The following is a 6245-nucleotide window of genomic DNA, read 5'->3' as shown; positions in this document are numbered from 1 at the left end:
GATTGGCAAGACTGGAGCATGGGAAATAACGTATAGGCTTATGTAGGTATCAGACCCTTTTACTGGAACGCGCTGTTCTCCCCCCATAAGAATTCAACATAGGAGAATTCAACATAGGAGGTGGAGCTGGACAAATAGCGGAGGGTCCGCCTGGCGGATACCCTATTTGTCCATACTACCTTGGCGTAAGCAGACCCATGTCGCGGCAACAGGCTACCTTTGAGCCGGAGAGAATTGATAAGGAAGGGAGTTGACAACTCTCCTGGAGGATACTGGCTGGCGGGGGGAGAGATCCGGAAACAATACGTCCCTGCACCATGGGTACAGGGACGATGTATCGGTCATCCGGGAAAACAGGATACCAAGGGAAGGGAATGTTGTATCCTGCTGAGTATAGCTTACAGGCTCAGCCCCTTTGGACGGGATTGCCTTTTAGCGAGTTGTTTTTCCAGTGTAGGCTCTTGTCTGGGTTCCTGCTGCTTTAGATTGTTTTCCAGCTTCACCCCGTAGCGGGTAATGGTTTCACGCATCACCTGGTGGTGCTGTTCGTTGTACACGTTGATGGTTTTGAACCGGGGGTTGGCTTCTATCAGTCGCTTCACTTCGTTGCCTCCTTCCAGGGCAGTAACCTGCTGCCGGTTGCCTTTCTGGAGGGAGCGCAGGAGTTGTGCTTTCTGTTCCGGGTCCAGTATTTCCATGATGTAGAACTGTTTCAGCGTTTTTTCCAGGTCGTAGCCATAGTTTTCATGGAACTGTCTGACCTTGTAGTTTCCTGACTGGTCCTTTGCACGCATATCCAGCTGCACCCAGGCTTTGTAGGGCTGCCCTTCCGCATTGACCAGTTCCTTAAATACGGCACGCCCGTTCAGCAAATTATAGGCTTCCCTGGCCGTAATCCCGTTGTTCTTATGAATGTAAAATGTCTGTCGTTTGTCCTGGGCGGGATCCATGTTCCTGTAAAGCGCTTCATACTTATTAAAGAAGTACATCTCCGACTGATCTGATTTCCGGAAGTGGAGGGTATAATCCACCGCGCTTTTGTAGTAGGGGATGTGGGCCTTCAGCTCAAACTCCCGTGCCTGGGCAGTGATGTTTTTCTCCAGTTCTTCGTAGAGGCTGTTCCCAAAGCCCAGGTACCTGAGCCCTTCTTTGAGATAATCTAAGTTTTGCGTATTCATAGGACAGTTGTTTAGGTGATAGATATTAGAAAAGCCGGTCGAGCTGCAGGGGAACAGCCTGGCGGATGTGCCGCCCACGCACCTGCAGTTCCAGGTGGCGGTCCCCCTGCTGTTCGGACAGGGACAGCACAAGGAGTTTGCGGGACGATAAGCTGGTTTTCGGCATGGTAACCATAAGGACATGGCTGGCACCTTCCGGCAGGCTTTCTGCGTCAGGCCCATGGACATGGACCGGGCGGATTTCCTGTTGCTGGTAAGCTATCCGCTTCAGGTGCCTGCGATCCCGGATGTGACCTTGTACCAGGCCCGGGGAATAGGGGAGGGCGGACTTATTGGTAAGCACGATGCGGCAGAAGAGCAGGTCCTGGTAGGTGTATATGCCTTCCAGCGTTGCCTTCAGGCCACTGTTTTTATCCCGGATACCGTAATGCCTCCTTTGGTCGCCTTCGAGGTGGCGGCTAATGACCTGGAGACTGGCCTCGCTGAGGGGCATGCCGGTGAGCTGAACAGGAAGGAGATCTGGCGGGGCGTCTGGAAGGTGAAGAACGGTACGGGCCGGGTGCGGGGCATATACGACCGGAAAGCTGTAGAGGTGACCTCCCGACGTGATGACGGTGAGATTGGTTACCGGGAAATTACGCCGGGCAGCTTTTAGCTGCAGTACATTCTGTGTTTCCCGGGGGACCTGGACCAGGACATCGGCACTCCCGCGATCCACACTTTTGATAGCGAAAGGAAATACAAGGCTGGTAGTCTTGTTTTCAGAAAGCTGCAGAGGCTCCGGTTGCTGCTGTTGGGCAACGGCTACGAGGTTCAGGGCAAACAGGGAGAAGAGGGATAGCATTAGATACTTTTTCATGATCAGATAGGTTTGGAGTGAGGAAAATTAATGGATAGCGTTCCGGTCCAGCAGGAGCAGCCGATGCCCTGCCGGTAATGTGACGTGTTGCCGTTTTATCCTGCCGCTGAGCAGGCGTTTAGCCGTTTCCATACCTGCCGCCACAGCCTGCCCGCCAAAGGTAGGGGCAAGTGGGGACGGGGGCATGTTCTGTGATATAAGGCGATCTGTTCCGTGTGTGGTGGCCTGCTGGCGAAGCAGGCCCGGGACGAATAATCCTTCCATCCCGTCCAGGTCGTAGGCTGATAAGGCTACAGGCAGGACAGTCTCCCCATCCCGTATTGTATGCACAGTGATATAAAGCCGTTCGTCCCGGATACGGCATGTGCCAAACACAGCGGTGCCCCGTGGCAGGAGCCTGCCCGCCAGGTAAGCATCCTGGCGCAGCGTGATCCGTACGGTTGCGCCCGTCGAAAGCCGTTGGGATTCCCGGATGTCTGCAGCCAGGGTGTTAGCAGGAAGGGGAGGAGAAAAAGCGTGAGTGTTAAGTCCGTGAAATGCCTGGGACGGCTCCCCTTCGTATGGGGAAGTGCCGGACAGGGTGGAGCCGCCGGAAATCAGGGAACCGTTCCCATGGGCTCCATCCTGCAGAAGGGTTACCGCAGGCAGTTCCTGCCGGCGGTGGAGCGGGAACACCTGGCGCTCGTTTTCCGATGACTGTTGCTGCAGCCTCCGGGTTACCCGCTCCGGGTGCTGGATATCAAGTATCTGGTCCAGCATACCCTGGAGCTGCTGCATTTCAGGGTCGGGAGCGCTGCCCTGTGTTGTGGCATGTTGCAGCAACCCCTCCAGCCGGTCAATGTCGGCCGCAGGCTGCCGGCGGGTATGCATGACGGGGGGAGCCGCTACCCCGGCACGTGCCGGCCGGGGTTCCACCAACTGTGCTAACTGTGTCAGCCGCTGCCGGATGCTGGCTTCCCGGGATTCGGGCACAGGTAAGCTGTTTTGTCCTGGGGTATCGCTTCCGGGAGTTGAAAGGCCCCCCGGTACTACCTCATGAAGGGTTGGGGTCAGCTGCGGATCATTCAGCAGTCCGCGTATGCTGCTAGCCCCTTCAGGCGGTAACGATGGGGCAGACTTTCGATGAAGTTCCTTTCTGGCAGTTACCTTTTGATTCTCCAGGTGCGGAGCCGGCAGTTCCAGGCGGAGACCGCGTGGAGCAGGAGATGGTTGGCCTTTCCCCCCGCCCAGCGCCCAGAAAGCCATGGCCAGGAACGGGAGGATGAGAAGGGGCAGTGCCAAAAGGAGCCTGCGTCGTTGACGGATGTTGGAGGAATGTTGTATCATGGTTACAGGGATTAATAAGATGGATTAATCGGGTTATGTTGCCGGGTCGTGTCAGGTATTATCCTGGTATTTCCCCATGGCGGTGCCTGTAAGGTGTTCGTGTCCACCCGGTACTTTAAAGGCGGTTCCCGGATACTCCGGGGGAGGTGTTGCAGGGGGCCGGCACCTGGTCTGTGAACCCTGAAGGCATCGGCGAGGATCCAGCTGCAGGCGCTCCCGAACAGCAGGCAGAATGCCAGCAGGCATCGCTTCCGGGCAGGAACTGATAGGTTGTGGAAACGGTGGCTTATCCACCGGGTAAAGGCAGTCTGAAGCGTTTTATGGCGGGGGGCAGCTTCCTGCTCTGAAGACGGTTTGCGGGTGGGATCCATAGGTTTAGCGGCTTGTTGTGTTTAGATCTCTGTTCTCGATGGTCGACCAGCGCTCTATGAGGAACCCATGGGGGTTATGGTCAGAGCGGGGCACCGGCCGGAGAGTGCCTTCCGTCAGGAGGCTTCGGGTCAGCACGGAAGTGGAGCGGGTCAGTTTCTGGCGGGCATAGCAGCGGAAGTAAAAAGGGACCTGGTCCAGGTTGACCTGGATGCTGTCGATAAAAATTTCCTGGCTGATAGTACCTGCGACCAGGTCGGAGTAGTAGCCACTTTCCCGGAGATTATCATATACCCGCCTGGCAGATGCATCCGCCAGGTGCATGGCTTTGGACAGGTGTGCTTCAATGACGCTTTTATCCGGGGCCAGGGTAAAAAAGTAATAGTGAAAAGACCGTATATGATCCCTGGCTTCTACAGCCAGGTTGGCACTTCGGCTGGAGGCGAAGGCTTCCAGGGCTTTGCCGGCAGCCAGCACGTAAACACGCTCCTGTGCGTCCTGTACCTGGCGGTGGCTGAAGTAGAGCACCAGGCCACATACGAGCGTACAGGCCAGCAGGAAAAGCAGGCTGAAGGTACGGATGTGCCGGAAGGCAGAGTCGATGTTGCGTAATTGCTTGAACATGGGCTGAAGCGTTTAGGGTCAGGAATTGCCGGAGAGCCGGTCGTGCTGAAAGGTGCTGCCGGTTGAGGTTGGCGGATGTTCCCCTTCACCGGGAGAGCGGCGGAGCAGGGTGCCCGCCACCGTTACCGGGATGGTGCTTCCTGCCCGCAGGGCGGTCAGCGAGGTGTGGGTGGCTGCACTGAACAGGTTCGTTATTTTGTAAAGAAGCGCGTTCCCCCCGCCGGCATGAACGATGTAGCCGGCCACGCTGGGCACGGTAAAGTAGCCCACGATCCCCATCAGCAGGAAGATCAGGTACGCCGTGTCGGTGGAACTGAAAAAGGTATTCCCATGGCTTTCCACCTGGCTGATATCGAGGCGGAGCATGCCTTCCTGCACTTTCCCGATGATGCTCCCGAAAATGTTGGCGATGGGGAGCCAGAGGAACACATTGATGTAGCGGGCGAGCCAGACGGTGAGGGTATGCCGGAACCCGTCCAGGATGGAAAAGGCAAGGACAAGCGGCCCCAGGACCGAGAGAATGACCAGGTAAAAAGTACGGACGGTATCAATACAGAGGCTGGCTGCCAGGAAGAGGAGCTCCAGCACTTCCGCCATCCACTGCTTAATGGAGAGCCGGAAATTATAGGAAGCCCTGGCCACGGCAAATTTGACATCATTGCCGATGGACTCCAGCAGGCCTTCCCCCTCTCCTGCCACTGCTCCGGGATGCGTATATTCATACCACTTTTCCCTGTCGCCGTTTCCGTCCGGGCCTACGTACATCTGCCAGTTATCGGACTGTTGGATAGCGGCTTCTTTTTGCTGTAACAGGACCGCAACTGCCTGGTTCGTGTTCCCTGCCATGGCTGTGGTGGCGGTGACGGTAGGCTGTAGTACCCCATTGAGCAGGGCCAGTACCGCCGGGTAGAGCAGGATGGCCATGCCCAGCGCAAAGGGGCGGAGCAACGGATAGAAATCGACGGGCTCAGCTTGGGCAATGTGCTGCCAGACACGGGAAGCAATGTAGGTCAGGGCGGCGAAGCCACCCAGTGCCCGGCCGACGCCGATGAGCTGGGTGCAGAGGGGCAGCATCTGGTCGTAAAGCTGCTGGAGGATTGTGTGCAGGTTTTCCGTTTGGGTGGTCCCGCCCTGTGCCTGTGCCAGGCGGGGCAACAGGAGGATTGCTGCGGTAGCCAGGAAGGGAATAAGTGCTTTTTTCATGGGTTTTCGCTTTAGGATTCACTATTTCAAATGCTCGAGGGGAGGGTAGTGCGGACGGATGCCACGGATGCTGATGCGCTCCCGTTCCCTTCGGAGGGCCAGGAGGGTGGCTTCCCGGTTAAAGTGCCGGAGGAAGTCCAGGTTGTCCCGCGTGTCCCGGTAAATGCGGTGGATCAGTTCCAGGCGTTCGTCATCGCTCATGCGCAGGGCGCCGCTGGTTAGCACGAGGGTAAGTTCATCGAGGTGCTGCAGGCTCCGGTTTGCCAGGTGCGCGTAGACCTGCCCGATATATTCCACTTCTTCCGGGGTAAAATGCCCGGACTGGCGGAATCGGCGGAAGGCCTCCCGGTGCTCCTGTAGTAGGGCCTGTTGCAGGGCGATGATGTCGGCTACCTGGCTGTACTGCCGCAGGGCAGGATTGACAGCCCATAAACCGTCGAGGAATGTCTCGTGCAGGTTGAAGCTGCCCTGGGAGATATCCCGGATGGCACCGTATCCCCGTTGCAGGATTTCATATCCCTGCTGCATATCCGAGAGGATGGCGCGAAGCTGCCGTAGCTTTTCGACGTTGAGCAGCAGTTGCCTGATTTCGGGCGCCTGGGCGTTGGCCGGGGTGTACGCGAAGACAGGCAGCACCAGCAGCCAGGCAAGGAGTAGGGAGCGTGTGATGGTTTTCTTTTTCATAT

Annotated in this window: 7 protein-coding genes; all 7 read right to left on the bottom strand. The window is 57.1% G+C overall.

The genetic code is table 11. The features are described 5' to 3' along the window. Window positions 1-398: 398 nt before the first annotated feature. Genes H7F15_RS12280 through H7F15_RS12250 form a run of 7 tightly spaced genes read right to left on the bottom strand, consistent with a single transcriptional unit; the run spans window position 399 to window position 6243 of the window. A complete protein-coding gene (locus tag H7F15_RS12280) occupies window positions 399-1178 on the bottom strand; it encodes a hypothetical protein (RefSeq protein ID WP_185197264.1) in 780 nt (259 codons plus the stop codon). Window positions 1179-1203: 25 nt separating this feature from the next. Next, window positions 1204-2022 carry a DUF4138 domain-containing protein gene (locus tag H7F15_RS19655; protein WP_370523714.1) on the bottom strand — a complete coding sequence of 273 codons (819 nt, stop codon included), beginning with the start codon at window positions 2020-2022 and terminating at the stop codon, window positions 1204-1206. Between the two features lie 42 nt (window positions 2023-2064). Then, a complete protein-coding gene (traM, locus tag H7F15_RS12270) occupies window positions 2065-3363 on the bottom strand; it encodes a conjugative transposon protein TraM (RefSeq protein WP_185197262.1) in 1299 nt (432 codons plus the stop codon). A gap of 11 nt (window positions 3364-3374) precedes the next feature. Then, window positions 3375-3734 carry a hypothetical protein gene (locus H7F15_RS12265; protein WP_185197261.1) on the bottom strand — a complete coding sequence of 120 codons (360 nt, stop codon included), beginning with the start codon at window positions 3732-3734 and terminating at the stop codon, window positions 3375-3377. A 4-nt stretch (window positions 3735-3738) separates the two neighbouring features. Next, entirely contained in the window at window positions 3739-4356 is a 618-nt protein-coding gene (gene traK / locus H7F15_RS12260; protein ID WP_185197260.1) for a conjugative transposon protein TraK, read from the bottom strand. An 18-nt stretch (window positions 4357-4374) separates the two neighbouring features. After that, window positions 4375-5559 (bottom strand): conjugative transposon protein TraJ, encoded by a 1185-nt coding sequence (traJ, locus tag H7F15_RS12255; protein ID WP_185197259.1) that lies wholly within the window; start codon window positions 5557-5559, stop codon window positions 4375-4377. 21 nt (window positions 5560-5580) lie between these two features. After that, window positions 5581-6243: a TerB family tellurite resistance protein gene (locus tag H7F15_RS12250; protein ID WP_221627060.1), complete on the bottom strand. Its 663-nt coding sequence runs from the start codon at window positions 6241-6243 to the stop codon at window positions 5581-5583. Between the last annotated feature and the right edge of the window lie 2 nt (window positions 6244-6245).

Origin of the sequence: Pontibacter sp. Tf4 (genome assembly GCF_014212495.1) — a bacterium.
Classification (GTDB): domain Bacteria; phylum Bacteroidota; class Bacteroidia; order Cytophagales; family Hymenobacteraceae; genus Pontibacter.
This window is presented reverse-complemented; position numbering and strand designations above follow the sequence as displayed.